The 13,188-nt window shown below is 63.2% G+C and carries 11 protein-coding genes; 7 read left to right on the plus strand and 4 right to left on the minus strand.

Features of this window, described 5'->3' with window-relative positions; translation table 11 throughout:
* Positions 1-5: 5 nt before the first annotated feature.
* Positions 6-2,276, plus strand: coding sequence for an ATP-dependent Clp protease ATP-binding subunit ClpA (clpA, locus tag N7650_RS05335; RefSeq protein ID WP_279897292.1), 2,271 nt, complete (start codon positions 6-8; stop codon positions 2,274-2,276).
* Positions 2,277-2,457: 181 nt separating this feature from the next.
* Here clpA and infA read toward each other — a convergent pair whose 3' ends face one another.
* From infA to aat, 3 genes are all read right to left on the minus strand, one after another.
* Positions 2,458-2,676, minus strand: a complete 219-nt coding sequence (gene infA / locus N7650_RS05340; RefSeq protein ID WP_002553999.1) for a translation initiation factor IF-1 — start codon at positions 2,674-2,676, stop codon at positions 2,458-2,460.
* A gap of 102 nt (positions 2,677-2,778) precedes the next feature.
* Entirely contained in the window at positions 2,779-3,486 is a 708-nt protein-coding gene (locus tag N7650_RS05345) for an arginyltransferase (protein ID WP_279897293.1), read from the minus strand.
* A gap of 53 nt (positions 3,487-3,539) precedes the next feature.
* Positions 3,540-4,235, minus strand: a complete 696-nt coding sequence (gene aat / locus N7650_RS05350) for a leucyl/phenylalanyl-tRNA--protein transferase (RefSeq protein ID WP_279897294.1) — start codon at positions 4,233-4,235, stop codon at positions 3,540-3,542.
* A gap of 350 nt (positions 4,236-4,585) precedes the next feature.
* Between aat and ftsK the strand changes: the two genes are divergently transcribed.
* The 6 genes from ftsK to cysG all read left to right on the plus strand — a co-directional run bounded on the left by ftsK (position 4,586) and on the right by cysG (position 12,090).
* Complete coding sequence (gene ftsK, locus N7650_RS05355) at positions 4,586-6,991, plus strand: DNA translocase FtsK (RefSeq protein WP_279897295.1); 2,406 nt, start codon at positions 4,586-4,588, stop codon at positions 6,989-6,991.
* Between the two features lie 64 nt (positions 6,992-7,055).
* Entirely contained in the window at positions 7,056-7,679 is a 624-nt protein-coding gene (gene lolA / locus N7650_RS05360; protein WP_009397606.1) for an outer membrane lipoprotein chaperone LolA, read from the plus strand.
* Positions 7,680-7,697: 18 nt separating this feature from the next.
* Positions 7,698-9,023 (plus strand): replication-associated recombination protein A, encoded by a 1,326-nt coding sequence (locus N7650_RS05365; RefSeq protein ID WP_009397605.1) that lies wholly within the window; start codon positions 7,698-7,700, stop codon positions 9,021-9,023.
* Positions 9,020-9,394, plus strand: coding sequence for a fluoride efflux transporter CrcB (crcB, locus tag N7650_RS05370; RefSeq protein WP_009397604.1), 375 nt, complete (start codon positions 9,020-9,022; stop codon positions 9,392-9,394). Before N7650_RS05365 ends, crcB begins: the two co-directional genes overlap by 4 nt.
* A gap of 29 nt (positions 9,395-9,423) precedes the next feature.
* Positions 9,424-10,704 carry a serine--tRNA ligase gene (gene serS / locus N7650_RS05375; protein ID WP_279897296.1) on the plus strand — a complete coding sequence of 427 codons (1,281 nt, stop codon included), beginning with the start codon at positions 9,424-9,426 and terminating at the stop codon, positions 10,702-10,704.
* Positions 10,705-12,090: a siroheme synthase CysG gene (cysG, locus tag N7650_RS05380; protein WP_009397602.1), complete on the plus strand. Its 1,386-nt coding sequence runs from the start codon at positions 10,705-10,707 to the stop codon at positions 12,088-12,090.
* A 63-nt stretch (positions 12,091-12,153) separates the two neighbouring features.
* Here cysG and N7650_RS05385 read toward each other — a convergent pair whose 3' ends face one another.
* On the minus strand, positions 12,154-13,122 hold the full coding sequence (locus N7650_RS05385; protein ID WP_279897297.1) for a glutathione S-transferase family protein: 969 nt from the start codon (positions 13,120-13,122) through the stop codon (positions 12,154-12,156).
* Positions 13,123-13,188 lie beyond the last annotated feature (66 nt).

A 13,188-nucleotide genomic window follows, 5' to 3' on the forward strand; every position in this document is an offset into this window, starting at 1 on the left:
AAGCTATGTTAAACCGCGAGCTCGAAGTCACCCTCAATCTGGCCTTCAAGGAGGCGCGCTCCAAGCGTCATGAGTTCATGACGGTCGAGCACCTTCTCCTGGCATTGCTGGACAACGAGGCCGCCGCCACCGTTTTGCGTGCGTGCGGGGCAAATCTCGACAAGCTCAAACACGATCTGCAGGAGTTCATCGACTCCACCACGCCATTGATCCCCGTTCATGACGAGGACCGTGAAACCCAGCCAACCCTGGGCTTCCAGCGGGTACTGCAGCGTGCCGTCTTCCATGTGCAGAGCTCCGGCAAGCGAGAAGTGACCGGCGCCAATGTATTGGTGGCCATTTTCAGCGAGCAGGAAAGCCAGGCGGTGTTCCTGCTCAAGCAGCAAAGCGTGGCTCGCATCGATGTGGTCAACTACATCGCCCACGGCATTTCCAAGGTTCCAGGTCATGGTGAACACCAGGATGGCGAGCAGGAGATGCAGGACGAGGAAGGAGGCGAAACCTCTTCCTCGAGCAATCCGCTCGACGCCTATGCCAGCAATCTCAACGAGCTTGCCCGCCAGGGTCGCATCGATCCGCTGGTCGGTCGGGAAACCGAAGTCGAGCGCGTCGCGCAGATCCTTGCTCGCCGCCGCAAGAACAACCCGCTGCTGGTAGGTGAGGCCGGTGTCGGCAAGACGGCCATCGCCGAGGGCCTGGCCAAGCGCATCGTCGATGGCCAGGTGCCGGACCTGCTGGCCCAGAGCGTCGTCTATTCGCTGGACCTGGGCGCACTGCTGGCGGGTACCAAGTACCGCGGCGATTTCGAGAAGCGCTTCAAGGCGCTGCTCGGCGAACTGCGCAAGCGTCCCCAGGCGATCCTGTTCATCGACGAAATCCACACCATCATCGGTGCCGGTGCGGCATCCGGCGGGGTGATGGATGCGTCCAACCTGCTCAAGCCGCTGCTGTCCTCCGGCGACATCCGCTGCATCGGCTCGACCACCTTCCAGGAGTTCCGTGGCATCTTCGAGAAGGACCGTGCCCTGGCGCGGCGCTTCCAGAAAGTCGATGTCAGCGAGCCCTCGGTGGAAGACACCGTGGGTATCCTGCGCGGGCTCAAGGGTCGCTTCGAGTCGCACCACAGCATCGAATACAGCGATGAGGCCTTGCGTGCCGCTGCTGAGCTGGCAGCCCGCTACATCAACGACCGGCATATGCCGGACAAGGCCATCGACGTCATCGACGAGGCGGGCGCCTTCCAGCGTCTGCAGCCGGTGGAGGCGCGGGTCAAACGCATCGAGGTGCCGCAGGTCGAGGACATCGTCGCCAAGATCGCGCGCATTCCGCCGAAACATGTCACCAGTTCCGACAAGGAGTTGCTGCGCAACCTAGAGCGCGACCTGAAGCTGACGGTGTTCGGCCAGGATGCAGCCATCGACTCGCTGGCCACGGCAATCAAGCTGTCCCGGGCCGGCTTGAAGGCGCCGGACAAGCCGGTCGGCTCCTTCCTGTTCTCCGGGCCGACCGGCGTCGGCAAGACCGAGGTGGCGCGGCAGCTTGCCAAGGCGCTGGGCGTCGAGCTGGTGCGTTTCGACATGTCCGAGTACATGGAGCGGCATACCGTCTCCCGCCTGATCGGTGCGCCGCCGGGCTACGTCGGTTTCGACCAGGGTGGTCTGCTCACCGAGGCGATCACCAAGCAGCCGCATTGCGTGTTGCTGCTCGACGAGATCGAGAAAGCGCATCCGGAAGTCTTCAACCTGCTGTTGCAGGTGATGGACCACGGCACCCTGACTGACAACAACGGGCGCAAGGCGGACTTCCGGAACGTGATCCTGATCATGACCACCAACGCTGGTGCGGAAACCGCGGCGCGGGCCTCGATCGGCTTTACCCACCAGGATCACTCTTCCGATGCCATGGAAGTGATCAAGAAGAGCTTCACGCCGGAGTTCCGCAACCGCCTGGATACCATTATCCAGTTCGGTCGCCTTACTCACGATACCATCAAGAGCGTGGTGGACAAGTTCCTCACCGAACTGCAGGCGCAACTGGAGGACAAGCGTGTTCTTCTGGAAGTGTCCGACGCGGCGCGCAGCTGGCTGGCGACCGGTGGCTACGACGCCCAGATGGGCGCCCGGCCGATGGCCCGGCTTATCCAGGACAAGATCAAGCGGCCACTGGCCGAGGAGATCCTGTTCGGCGAGCTGGCCGAGCATGGCGGTGTGGTTCATGTCGATATCCGCGATGGCGAACTGGTCTTCGACTTCGAGACCACGGCGGAGATGGCCTGACTTCGAATCCTGTGGGGGCGGGTCCGGCCTCATCGCTGGCAAGCCAGCTCCCACAGGTATCGAGTGCGCCGCCAATCCTGGGGGAGCTGGCTTGCCAGCGATAGGGCCCTCAGCCTCACCCCAAAAACAGCAAAAACAAAAAAGCCCGGCATATGCCGGGCTTTTTTGTTCGTATCGACTTTCAGCGGGCGCGGTAGGTGATGCGCCCTTTGCTCAGGTCGTACGGCGTCAGTTCGACGCGGACCTTGTCGCCAGTCAGGATACGGATGTAGTTCTTGCGCATCTTTCCGGAGATGTGCGCGGTTACGACGTGCCCGTTTTCCAACTCCACGCGGAACATGGTGTTGGGCAGGGTGTCGACGACAGTGCCTTCCATTTCGAAGCTGTCTTCTTTCGACATGCAGTAAAGCCCTCGGTGTTCAGTTATGGCCGGCCACAGAAGCACCCGGCTACAAAAAGTGGCGTGCATTGTGCCCGAAAAAGGGAGGTCAAGCCAAGGATTTCAGTTCAGGGTGACCCAGCGCTGGTTGATCAGCAGTTCAATAGGGCGGTATTGGGTCTTGTAGTTCATTTTTTTGCAGTTCTTGATCCAATAACCAAGGTACACGGCGTCCAGGCCCAGGCGCAGGGTTTCGCCGATCTGCCAGAGGATGGCGTAGCGGCCGAGGCTGCGCCGCTCTTCGGCCGGTTCGTAGAACGTATAGACCGCAGACAGGCCGTTTGGCAGCAGGTCGGTGACCGCTACGGCAACCAGTCGCCCCTGCAGACGGAATTCGTAAAAGCGCGAAAACGGCAGGTCCCTGACCAGGAAGGTGGAAAACTGGTCCCGGCTCGGCGGGTACATGTCGCCATCGGCGTGGCGCTGTTCGATATAGCGCCGGTACAGGTCGAAGTATTCTTCGTTGAAGGCGGGGCGGGTAGCGCTCACAACCAGGTCGGCATTGCGCTTGATGATACGCTTCTGCTGCCGGTTCGGCGTGAAGCGCACAGCCGGAATGCGTGCCGGCACGCAGGCATTGCAGTTCTGGCAATGAGGACGGTACAGGTGGTCGCCACTGCGACGAAAGCCCATTTCCGACAGGTCCGCGTAGACGGTGGCGTCCATTGGCTGGCTCGGGTCGAGAAACAGCGTAGTAGCCTGCTCGTCAGGCAGGTAACTGCAGGCATGGGGTTGAGTGGCATAAAACTTCAACCGCGCCAGCTCAGTCATGATCAACCCCTCGGCAGATTTTTACTAATTGTAAGCCAGCTGTGGAAACTCGCCTAGCAAACGGCCTGGGTGCAGATCCAGGTGGCGTCATTGGGCTGGTCCAGATATTGACGCAGATAGCCGGCGAAGGTTGCCCTGGAGATGGCGCGGGCACCCAGGCTGTGCAGATGCTCGGTGGGCATCTGGCAGTCGATCAGGACGAAACCGGCCTGGCGCAGGTGCTCGACCAGCGCGACGAAACCGACCTTGGAAGCGTTGTCTGCCCGGCTGAACATCGATTCACCGAAGAACAGCCGGCCCATGGCCAGACCATAGAGTCCGCCGACCAGTTCACCGTCTTGGCGTACTTCCACGGAGTGGGCAAGGCCTTGACGATGCAGCTCCACGTAGGCCGCCTGCATGCTGTCGGTGATCCAGGTGCCATCGGCATAGGCCCTGGGCGCGGCACAGGCGGCAATCACGGCGGGAAAGTCCTGGTCGAAGCTGACCTGGTAATGCCCTTGGCGGATGAACTTGCGCAGCGAGCGCGAGATATGCAGCTCGTCGGGGAACATCACCGTGCGCGGATCCGGAGACCACCAGAGGATCGGCTGGCCGTCCTGGTACCAGGGGAAACAACCATGGCGATAGGCCTGGACCAGGCGCTCGGGGCGCAGGTCGCCGCCGGCGGCGAGCAGGCCGTTGGGTTCCTGCAGGGCCTTTTCCAATGGCGGGAAATCCAGGGTGTTGCGGTTCAGCCAGGTCAGCATCGGGTTCCGTCGCGTGTGTCGGGGCAGGGGAGGGCGCCCAGCATGACTCGAAAAAGCCCCGGCGGACAACCCGTTGCCTGCGCGTCTGGTGCGCTTGGATGATGGCCGTCTGCCTTGTGCGCAACTTAATATCGGGGCAGTTGTCCCAACCATGCAAAAACCCCGCATAAGCCTTTGTCACAAAAGAAAATGCGTGCTCAAATTGTTGTATTGGAATTTGCTCCTGTCATGGCTCGTTCCGCCGAGTGCAATGGCGATGGATCGACAGTAATGTTAAAAGTAGTGATTTGTTGACCGGGCCCCTCGGTCAATCACGGTTGGACGCGCATCCGCGCAGGAATAGACCCGTTTTGAAGAAAAACACAGCAACACCCAGCCCCCAGCCGCTCTGGCGCCAGCAGTTGCACTACAGGCTCAAGGAAGGTGCCCTGATTGCCATGGGCGCCCTGTGCCTCTATCTGTGGATGGCATTGCTGAGCTACGACCAGGCCGACCCGGGCTTCAGTCACACCAGCAATGTCGAACAGGTGCAGAACGCCGCCGGCCGCGCGGGTGCCTTCTTCGCCGACGTCCTGTTCATGGTGCTCGGCTATTTCGCCTACATCTTCCCCTTGCTGCTGGCAATCAAGACCTGGCAGATCTTTCGCGAACGCCACCAGCCGTGGCAGTGGAGCGGCTGGTTGTTCTCGTGGCGGCTGATCGGCCTGGTGTTCCTGGTCCTTTCCGGCGCGGCCCTGGCACATATCCATTTCCATTCCGCACCGAGCCTGCCGGCCTCGGCCGGCGGCGCACTGGGCGAGAGCCTTGGCGACCTGGCGAAGAACGCCCTGAACGTGCAGGGCAGTACCCTGATGTTCATCGCGCTGTTCCTCTTCGGCCTGACCGTATTCACCGATCTGTCGTGGTTCAAGGTGATGGACATCACCGGCAAGATCACCCTCGACCTCTTCGAACTGATCCAGGGCGCCGCCAGCCGCTGGTGGAGCGCGCGCAACGAGCGCAAGCAACTGGTCGCGCAATTGCGCGAGGTCGACGAGCAGGTCAATGAAGTCGTGGCCCCGGTGGTGCCGGACCGCCGCGAGCAGGCCAAGGCCCGTGAGCGCATCATCGAGCGTGACCAGGCGTTGGCCAGGCATGTCGCCGAACGCGAGGAAAAGACCCCGCCGGTGATCATGCCCGCGCCGGCCAAGGCCACCGAACCGAGCAAGCGCGTGCAGAAAGAGAAGCAGGTGCCGCTGTTCGTCGACAGCGCCGTCGAAGGTACGCTGCCGCCGATCTCGATTCTCGACCCGGCCGAGCAGAAGAAGGTCAACTACTCGCCCGAATCCCTGGCGGGTGTCGGCCAGTTGCTGGAAATCAAGCTGAAGGAATTCGGCGTCGAGGTCTCGGTGGACTCGATCCACCCGGGCCCGGTGATCACCCGCTACGAAATCCAGCCGGCCGCCGGCGTCAAGGTCAGCCGCATCGCCAACCTGGCCAAGGACCTGGCACGGTCCCTGGCGGTGACCAGTGTGCGCGTGGTCGAGGTGATTCCCGGCAAGACCACCGTGGGCATCGAGATCCCCAACGAAGACCGGCAGATCGTGCGCTTTTCCGAAGTGCTGTCGTCGCCGCAGTACGACGAGGCCAAGTCGCCGGTTACCCTGGCCCTCGGTCATGACATCGGCGGCAAGCCGGTGATTACCGACCTGGCCAAGATGCCGCACCTGCTGGTAGCCGGTACCACCGGTTCCGGCAAGTCGGTGGGCGTGAACGCCATGATCCTGTCGATCCTGTTCAAGTCCAGCCCGCAGGACGCCAAGCTGATCATGATCGACCCGAAGATGCTCGAACTGTCGATCTACGAAGGCATCCCGCACTTGTTGTGCCCGGTGGTCACCGACATGAAGGACGCCGCCAACGCCCTGCGCTGGAGCGTCGCGGAGATGGAGCGGCGCTACAAGCTGATGGCGGCCATGGGCGTGCGCAACCTCGCAGGCTTCAACCGCAAGATCAAGGACGCCGAGGAAGCCGGCGAGCCGATCTACGACCCGATGTTCCGTCGCGAAAGCATGGACGACGTGCCGCCGACCCTGGGTACGCTGCCGACCATCGTGGTGGTGGTGGACGAATTCGCCGACATGATGATGATCGTCGGCAAGAAGGTCGAGGAGCTCATCGCCCGTATCGCCCAGAAGGCCCGGGCCGCCGGTATCCACCTGATCCTTGCCACCCAGCGCCCGTCGGTGGACGTCATCACCGGCCTGATCAAGGCCAACATCCCGACCCGCATGGCGTTCCAGGTGTCGAGCAAGATCGACTCGCGGACCATCATCGACCAGGGTGGCGCCGAGCAACTGCTCGGTCACGGTGACATGCTCTACATGCCGCCCGGCACCAGCCTGCCGATCCGTGTCCATGGCGCTTTCGTCTCCGACGACGAGGTTCACCGTGTGGTCGAGGCATGGAAACTGCGGGGCGCACCGGATTACAACGACGACATCCTCAATGGCGTCGAGGAGGCCGGCAGCGGCTTCGAAGGCGGCGGTGGTGGCGAGGGTGGTGAAGATGCCGAGACCGACGCGCTCTACGATGAAGCCGTGCAGTTCGTCCTGGAAAGCCGTCGTGCCTCCATCTCCGCGGTACAGCGCAAGCTGAAGATCGGCTACAACCGCGCCGCACGGATGATCGAGGCTATGGAAATGGCCGGTGTGGTCACCCCGATGAATACCAATGGATCACGCGAAGTCATCGCGCCGGGGCAGGCGCGGGACTGATCCCTCTTCAATGGCGGTAGGCGAAGACGCCCGCCGCTTCATTCATTCAGCAACGAGGATTGCCATGCGCCTGATTCGCATGATGTTGGTTTCCGCTTTGAGCCTGTCCAGTGCCTCGGTGTTCGCCGCCGACGCCGACGTGGCGCGCCTGAGCCAGTTGCTCGAGCGCTCGACGACCATCAGCGCCAACTTCTCTCAACTGGCACTGGATTCCAGTGGCACCCAACTGCAGGAAACCAAGGGACAGATGGCGGTCAAGCGCCCGGGTCTGTTCTACTGGCACACCGACGCGCCGCAGGAGCAGGTGGTGGTGTCCGACGGCAAGAACGTCACCCTGTGGGACCCGGACCTGGAGCAGGCGACCATCAAGAAGCTTGACCAGCGCCTGACCCAGACCCCGGCGCTGCTGCTGTCCGGCGATATCTCGAAGATCGGTCAGAGCTATGACATCACTTCGAAAGAGCAGGGCGAGGTGATGGACTTCGTTCTGCGTCCCAAGACCAAGGACACCCTGTTCGACTCCCTGCGCCTGTCCTTCCGCGGTGGCCTGATCAACGACATGCAGTTGATCGACAGCGTTGGCCAGCGCACCAACATCATGTTCACCGGGGTCAAGGCCAACGAGTCGATCCCGGCGAGCAAGTTCGAGTTCGTCGTGCCCAAGGGCGCGGACGTGATCAAAGAGTAAGAGGTCGCCTAGCCGTCCATGGACCTGTTTCGCAGTGAACCGGTTGCCCAGCCCCTGGCCGCGCGCATGCGCCCGGCCAGCCTGGACGAATACGTCGGCCAGCAGCACCTGCTGGCCCGTGGCAAGCCGCTGCGCGAGGCCCTGGAACAGGGCGCGCTGCATTCGATGATCTTCTGGGGCCCGCCCGGGGTCGGCAAGACCACCCTGGCGCGGCTGCTGGCGCAGTTCTGCGATGCGCATTTCGAGACGGTTTCGGCGGTGCTGGCCGGGGTCAAGGAAATCCGCCAGGCGGTGGAAGTCGCCAAGCAGCAGGCGGCCCAGTACGGACGGCGGACCATCCTCTTCGTCGACGAAGTGCACCGCTTCAACAAATCCCAGCAGGATGCCTTCCTGCCCTATGTGGAAGACGGCACGCTGATCTTCATCGGTGCCACTACCGAGAACCCGTCCTTCGAACTGAACAACGCACTGCTCTCGCGAGCCCGGGTCTACGTACTCAAGAGCCTCGACGAAGAAGCTCTGCGCCGCCTGGTGCAACGCGCCCTCACCGAGGAGCGCGGCCTGGGCAAGCGTAACCTCAGCCTTTCCGACGAGGCTTTCAGCATGCTCCTGGCCGCTGCCGATGGCGATGGCCGGCGCATGCTCAACTTCCTCGAGAACGCCTCTGACCTGGCCGAAGACGGCGGTGAGATCGGTGCCGAGCTCCTGCAAAGCCTGCTCGGCGATACCCGCCGCCGTTTCGACAAGGGTGGCGAAGCCTTCTACGACCAGATTTCCGCGTTGCACAAATCCATCCGCGGCTCCAACCCCGACGCTGCGCTGTACTGGTTCGCGCGCATGCTCGACGGTGGTTGCGACCCGTTGTACCTGGCTCGCCGTGTGGTGCGCATGGCCAGCGAGGATATCGGCAATGCAGACCCGCGCGCCCTGAGCCTGTGCCTGTCGGCCTGGGACGTGCAGGAGCGCCTTGGCAGCCCCGAAGGTGAACTGGCGGTGGCCCAGGCCATCACCTACCTGGCCTGCGCGCCGAAGAGCAATGCCGTGTACATGGGCTTCAAGGCTGCGTTGCGCGAAGCTGCGGAACACGGTTCGCTGGAGGTCCCGCTGCACTTGCGCAACGCGCCGACCAAACTGATGAAGCAGCTGGGCTACGGCGAGGAGTATCGCTACGCCCACGACGAGCCGGGCGCCTATGCCGCCGGTGAAGACTATTTCCCCGAAGACCTCGAGCCGCGCCAGTACTACCAGCCGGTGCCCCGCGGCCTGGAACTGAAGATCGGTGAAAAGCTCCGGCAACTGGCCGAGCTCGACCGCAACAGCCCCCGGCAACGGAGAAAACCGTGATCGCCCTTGTCGCCGCCGTCAGCGCCGGAGGGATCGCCGGTACCCTGTTGCGCTTTGCCACCGGCAATTGGGTCGCCGCCCACTGGCCTCGCCACTTTTATCTCGGTACGCTGGCCGTCAATCTGGTCGGCTGCCTGCTGATCGGCCTGCTCTACGGGCTGTTCCTGCATCGGCCGTATGTGCCGGTCGAACTGCGTGGCGGCCTGATCGTCGGTTTCCTCGGCGGCCTGACCACGTTTTCATCCTTTTCACTGGATACCGTGCGCCTGCTCGAAAGCGGGCAGGCGCCGCTGGCTTTCGGTTATGCCGCAGCCAGCGTGCTGGGCGGCCTGCTCGCAACCTGGGCCGGCCTGGCTCTGACCCGAATCTGAACCAACACCACACATAACGAGAGAACGATATGCTCGATTCCAAACTGTTACGCGGCCAACTTCAGGAAGTGGCGGACCGCCTGGCCTCCCGTGGCTTCAGCCTGGATGTCGCGCGCATCGAATCCCTGGAAGAGCGCCGCAAGACGGTGCAGACCCGTACCGAGCAGTTGCAGGCCGAGCGCAACGCGCGCTCGAAGTCGATCGGCATGGCCAAGGCCAAGGGCGAGGACATCGCACCGCTGATGGCCGACGTCGAGCGCATGGCCACCGAGCTGGCCGCCGGCAAGGTCGAGCTGGACCAGATCCAGTCCGAGCTGGACCAGATCCTGCTGACCATTCCCAACCTGCCGGATGCCAGCGTTCCGCTCGGCGAGGATGAAGACGGCAACGTCGAAATCCGTCGCTGGGGCACCCCGCGCCAGTTCGACTTCCAGATCCAGGACCACGTGGCTCTCGGCGAGCGTAACGGCTGGCTGGACTTCGAAACCGCCGCCAAGCTCTCCGGCGCGCGCTTCGCCCTGTTGCGCGGGCCGATTGCCCGCCTGCACCGCGCCCTGGCCCAGTTCATGATCAACCTGCACATCAACGAGCACGGTTACGAAGAGGCCTACACCCCGTACCTAGTCCAGGCCCCGGCGCTGCAAGGCACCGGCCAGTTGCCGAAGTTCGAGGAAGACCTGTTCAAGATCAGCCGCGAAGGCGAGGCCGATTTCTACCTGATCCCGACCGCCGAGGTGTCGCTGACCAACATCGTTGCCAACGAGATCGTCGACGCCAAGGACCTGCCGATCAAATTCGTCGCCCACACCCCGTGCTTCCGTAGCGAAGCCGGCGCTTCGGGCCGCGATACCCGCGGCATGATTCGCCAGCACCAGTTCGACAAGGTCGAGATGGTCCAGGTGGTCGAGCCGTCGAAATCCATGGAAGCCCTGGAAAGCCTCACCGCCAACGCCGAGCGCGTCCTGCAGGCGCTGGAGCTGCCGTACCGCGTGCTGGCCCTGTGCACCGGCGACATGGGCTTCAGTGCCACCAAGACCTACGACCTGGAAGTCTGGGTGCCGAGCCAGGACAAGTACCGCGAGATCTCCTCGTGCTCCAACTGCGGCGACTTCCAGGCCCGCCGCATGCAGGCGCGCTGGCGCAACCCGGAAACCGGCAAGCCGGAACTGGTCCACACCCTCAACGGTTCGGGCCTGGCGGTAGGCCGGACCCTGGTCGCGGTGCTGGAGAACTACCAGCAGGCCGACGGCACCATCCGTGTACCGGAAGTCCTCAAGCCCTACATGGGCGGCATCGAGGTCATCGGCTAAATGGAATTCCTGCCGCTGTTCCACAATTTGCGCGGCAGTCAGGTCCTGGTGGTGGGTGGCGGCGAGATTGCCTTGCGCAAATCCCGCCTGCTGGCCGATGCCGGAGCACGGCTGCGCGTGGTCGCCCCGGCGATCGAAGGGCAACTGGCCGAGTTGGCCCGGCACAGTGGTGGCCAGCTTCTGGAGCGTGGCTATCAGGAACAGGACCTGGACGATTGCCAACTGGTCATCGCCGCCACCGATGACCAGGCGCTCAATGCCCAGGTCTCGGCAGATGCGCGCAAGCGCTGCGTGCCGGTCAACGTGGTGGATGCCCCCGCGCTGTGCTCGGTGATCTTCCCTGCCATCGTCGATCGTTCGCCGCTGGTGGTCGCGGTTTCCAGCGGCGGCGATGCCCCGGTGCTGGCGCGGTTGATCCGTGCCCGCCTGGAAACCTGGATCCCCGCCGCCTACGGCGAACTGGCCGGGCTGGCCGCGCGTTTCCGCGATCGGGTCAAGCAGCTGTACCCCGACGTCAACCAGCGTCGGGGTTTCTGGGAAGAGGTGTTCCAGGGCCCGATCGCCGAGCGCCAGCTGGCCGGGCAGGGCGCCGAAGCCGAGCGCCTGTTGCAGGCCAAGGTCGAGGGCAAGCCGGAGCAGACGGCGGGCGAGGTGTATCTGGTCGGTGCCGGTCCGGGTGATCCGGATCTGTTGACCTTCCGCGCCTTGCGCCTGATGCAGCAGGCTGACGTGGTGCTGTATGACCGTCTTGTCGCGCCCGCGATCATCGAAATGTGCCGGCGTGATGCCGAGCGCATTTATGTCGGCAAGCGCCGCGCTGATCATTCGGTACCCCAGGAACAGATCAACCAGCTATTGGTGGACCTGGCTCGCCAGGGCAAGCGGGTGCTGCGGCTCAAGGGTGGAGATCCGTTCATCTTCGGGCGTGGCGGGGAAGAGATCGAGGAACTGGCGGAGCAGGGCATACCGTTCCAGGTGGTGCCCGGTATCACCGCGGCAAGCGGTTGCTCGGCCTATGCCGGAATCCCGCTGACCCACCGTGACTACGCGCAGTCGGTACGCTTCGTCACCGGTCACCTGAAGGATGGCACCAGCAACCTGCCGTGGAACGATCTGGTGGCGCCAGCGCAGACCCTGGTGTTCTACATGGGCTTGGTGGGCTTGCCGACCATCTGTTCCGAATTGATCCGCCATGGCCGCGCCGCCGACACCCCGGCAGCGCTGGTCCAGCAAGGCACTACCAAGAACCAGCGGGTATTTACCGGCACCCTGGCCGACCTGCCGCAACTGGTGGCGGAGCATGAGGTTCATGCGCCGACCCTGGTGATCGTGGGTGAGGTGGTGCAACTGCGCGACAAGCTGGCCTGGTTCGAAGGCGCCCAGTAGGGCCTCATCGCTGGCAAGCCAGCTCCCACAGGGTGTGGGAGCTGGCTTGCCAGCGATGTTCTTTCAGGCCCCGGTTTTCTTCCAGATCCCCCGCCCAACCAGCCGTTCCCGATCATGCGCCTGGCCAAAGTCCTGCTTCGGCCCCTTGGGCACGATGCCGTTCGGGTTGATGGTCTTGTGACTGGCGTAATAGTGGTGCTGGATATGCTCCATATCCACTGTCTGCGCCACTCCCGGCCATTGGTACAGTTCGCGCAGCCAGTTGCTCAGGTTCGGGTAGTCGGCAATCCGCCGCAGGTTGCACTTGAAGTGCCCGTAGTACACCGCATCGAAACGCACGATGGTGGTGAACAGGCGGATATCGGCTTCGGTCAGGTATTCCCCGGCCAGGTAACGCTGCCCATCCAGTAGCTGCTCCAAGGTATCCAGTTCGGCGAACAGCGCATCGAACGCCTCCTCATACGCCTTCTGCGACGTGGCGAAGCCCGCCCGGTAGACACCGTTGTTCACTGCCGGGTAGATGCGCTCGTTCAAGGCATCGATCTTTGCCCGCAGCGGCTCCGGGTACAGGTCCAGGCGATTGCCGGTCAAGCCGTCGAAGGCGCTGTTGAAGATGCGGATGATCTGCGACGACTCGTTGTTGACGATGCGCTGCTCCTGCCTGTCCCAAAGCACCGGTACGGTGACGCGCCCGGTGTAGTGCGGGTCGTCGCGGGTGTAGCGCTGGTGCAGGTAGTCGAAGCCGTCGAGCTTGTCGCCGGTGGAGCCCAGGCCCTTGTCGAAGGTCCAGCCATGCTCGCCCATCAGCCAACTGACCACGGACACGTCGATCAGGCTTTCCAGGCCCTTGAGCTTGCGATAGATCAGGGTGCGGTGGGCCCAGGGGCAGGCCAGCGACACATACAGGTGATAGCGTCCGGCTTCGGCCGCTGGCAAGTCATTGCGGCGCTGCGCGTTTTCGCGCTCGAAAGCGCCGTCCTTGCTGCTTTGGTACCACTGGTCATGCCAGCGTCCGTCGATCAACAGGCCCATGGTGAAGGCTCCTTGGCAATTCGTTTGAAATTGGAGGCCATTCTACGGGCTCAAGTTCGAACGAAT

The sequence above is a fragment of the Pseudomonas sp. GD04058 genome (genome assembly GCF_029836855.1).
Classification (GTDB): Bacteria; Pseudomonadota; Gammaproteobacteria; order Pseudomonadales; family Pseudomonadaceae; genus Aquipseudomonas; species Aquipseudomonas bharatica.

What these genes read in the sequence shown, in the direction of transcription:
- serS (WP_279897296.1), top strand. Translation starts at nt 9,424, where the DNA reads ATGCTCGATTCCAAACTGTTACGCGGCCAACTTCAGGAAGTGGCGGAC.
- clpA (WP_279897292.1), top strand. Translation starts at nt 6, where the DNA reads ATGTTAAACCGCGAGCTCGAAGTCACCCTCAATCTGGCCTTCAAGGAG.
- infA (WP_002553999.1), bottom strand. Translation starts at nt 2,676, where the DNA reads ATGTCGAAAGAAGACAGCTTCGAAATGGAAGGCACTGTCGTCGACACC.
- N7650_RS05365 (WP_009397605.1), top strand. Translation starts at nt 7,698, where the DNA reads ATGGACCTGTTTCGCAGTGAACCGGTTGCCCAGCCCCTGGCCGCGCGC.
- lolA (WP_009397606.1), top strand. Translation starts at nt 7,056, where the DNA reads ATGCGCCTGATTCGCATGATGTTGGTTTCCGCTTTGAGCCTGTCCAGT.
- cysG (WP_009397602.1), top strand. Translation starts at nt 10,705, where the DNA reads ATGGAATTCCTGCCGCTGTTCCACAATTTGCGCGGCAGTCAGGTCCTG.
- N7650_RS05385 (WP_279897297.1), bottom strand. Translation starts at nt 13,122, where the DNA reads ATGGGCCTGTTGATCGACGGACGCTGGCATGACCAGTGGTACCAAAGC.
- N7650_RS05345 (WP_279897293.1), bottom strand. Translation starts at nt 3,486, where the DNA reads ATGACTGAGCTGGCGCGGTTGAAGTTTTATGCCACTCAACCCCATGCC.
- aat (WP_279897294.1), bottom strand. Translation starts at nt 4,235, where the DNA reads ATGCTGACCTGGCTGAACCGCAACACCCTGGATTTCCCGCCATTGGAA.